This window comes from Actinoplanes sp. NPDC048791, assembly GCF_040650095.1.
Taxonomy (GTDB): Bacteria; Actinomycetota; Actinomycetes; order Mycobacteriales; family Micromonosporaceae; genus Actinoplanes.
Genome location: NZ_JBEZGQ010001360.1, coordinates 1 through 1,872 on the forward strand (window position 1 = coordinate 1; position 1,872 = coordinate 1,872).

Consider the following 1,872-nt stretch of genomic DNA (forward strand, 5'->3'; position numbering starts at 1 on the left):
CTCGGCCATGACACCGCCGCCACCCCACCGGCTCAGCGCAGCGGCAGCTCCAGGCTGTTCCCGCGGGTGATCGGCTGGATCCCGGTGAGGCCGTGCTCGCCGGCCCGCCGCAGGAACGCGCTCAGCGGCAGCTTCTGCACCACGTAGTCGTCGTTGTGGATCGGGATGGTGAGCCGCGGCCGGATCAGCTCGGTCGTCGCCACGCCCTGCTTGTCGTCCATGGTGAGCAGCATGCCCATGATCTTCGTGCCGCCGAGGTGGATGATCATGGCGTCGATCTCGCCGCAGCGCCGCGGCACCTCCTCCAGGAACGGCCGGTACAGCGTGTCGCCGGTGATGTAGAGCCGCAGCCGGCACCGGCCGTCCTCCTCCAGCTCCAGCACCGAGCCCATGACGTCGGGCAGCAGCCGGTCCATCAGGCCGGGACCGTGCCGGCCGGGGACCGAGGTCACCCGCAGCCGCTGCCGTCCCCGCGAGAGCTCGTGGCTCTCCCACGTCGGCAGGCCCAGGACGTCCTCGAACTTGCGGCGCCGCAGCTTGCGCTGAGCCTCCCGGGTCGTGACGATCGGCGTCGACTTGGCCACCTCGGCCGTGGCCACCCGGTCCCAGTGGTCGCCGTGGAAGTGCGACAGCAGTACGGCGTCGAGCGGCGGCAGCTCCGCGACCGAGCAGGCCGGGTCGAGCAGGCGCCGGGTCCACATGCCGTAGCCCAGGTGCACCCGGCTGCCCGCCGACACGAAGTTGGGGTCGGTCAGCAGGGTGAAGTCCCCGAGCCGCAACACGGTCGTCGCGTTGCCGATGAACGTCATGCTCGCGCGCAGGCCGTTCTGATCCATGTGGCCACCTCCGCGCCGCGCATACCCCGGCGGCGGCCGTCCACACCCCGGATTCAGAGGGTCAGTGCGGCACCGACCGCGTGCCGAACGACGTCTTCGGCGTCCTGGCAGGCCTGCGGGAGCTGGTCGGCGGGCACCGGGTGGCTCAGCGCATAGCCCTGGGCGTACTCGCAGGCCATCTCGCGCAGCCGCAGCAGCGCGGCCACGTCCTCCACGCCCTCGGCCACCATGGACAGTCCGAGGTTGTGCCCGAGGTCGATCGCGCTGCGCACCATGACGGCGTCGGGCGTGCCCGGGGTCAGATCGCGGACGAACGTACGGTCGATCTTGAGCTCGTCGGCCGGCACCCGGCGCAGCTGGGCCAGCGAGCTGAAGCCGGTGCCGAAATCGTCGACCGACACGGTGACGCCGTGCTCGCGGACCTCGTGCAGCGCGCGGACCGCCCGGTCCGGGTCGGCCATGATGCTGGTCTCGGTCAGTTCCAGGCACAGCTGCCGCGGCGGCAGGCCGGCGTCGGCCACCGTGCTCAGCACCCGGGCGACAAAACCGGCGTCGATCAGGCAGCCGGGCGACACGTTCACCGCCACCTGGTACGTGTGCCCCTCGGCCAGCCAGCGCGCGGCCTGCCGGACCGCCAGCCCCAGCAGGTGGTCGGTCAGCCGGATCTCCAGGCCCCGGCTCTCCGCGACGGGCAGGAACGTGGCCGGCATCAGCAGCCCCCGCTCGGGGTGCTGCCAGCGGACCAGCGCCTCGACCGAGGTCACGACGCCGTCGCTGAGGCGTACCTGGGGCTGGTAGTAGAGCCGCAGCTGACCGTCCGGGTCACCGCTGTCGAGCAGCGCCCGCAGGTCGGCGAAGAGCTGCATCCGGTCCGGGATCTCGGCGTCCTCGGCGGCGTCGTAGACGGCGACCCCGCCGCCGTTGCCCTTGGCCCGGTACATCGCCGCGTCGGCGTGCCGGAACAGCTCGTCACCGGCGCCGTGCAGCGGGCCGAGCGCGATGCCGAGGCTGCCGCTGATGGCCGCCGGCCCCTCGG

At 72.5% G+C, this 1,872-nt stretch carries 2 protein-coding genes; both read right to left on the bottom strand.

Annotated elements, in window-relative coordinates:
* Positions 1-32: 32 nt before the first annotated feature.
* Entirely contained in the window at positions 33-836 is an 804-nt protein-coding gene (locus tag AB0C29_RS46305; protein WP_360834459.1) for an MBL fold metallo-hydrolase, read from the bottom strand.
* Positions 837-889: 53 nt separating this feature from the next.
* On the bottom strand, positions 890-1,872 hold a 983-nt coding region (locus tag AB0C29_RS46310), incomplete at its 5' end, for a GGDEF domain-containing phosphodiesterase (protein WP_360834461.1).

What these genes read in the sequence shown, in the direction of transcription:
- AB0C29_RS46305 (WP_360834459.1), bottom strand. Translation starts at nt 836, where the DNA reads ATGGATCAGAACGGCCTGCGCGCGAGCATGACGTTCATCGGCAACGCG.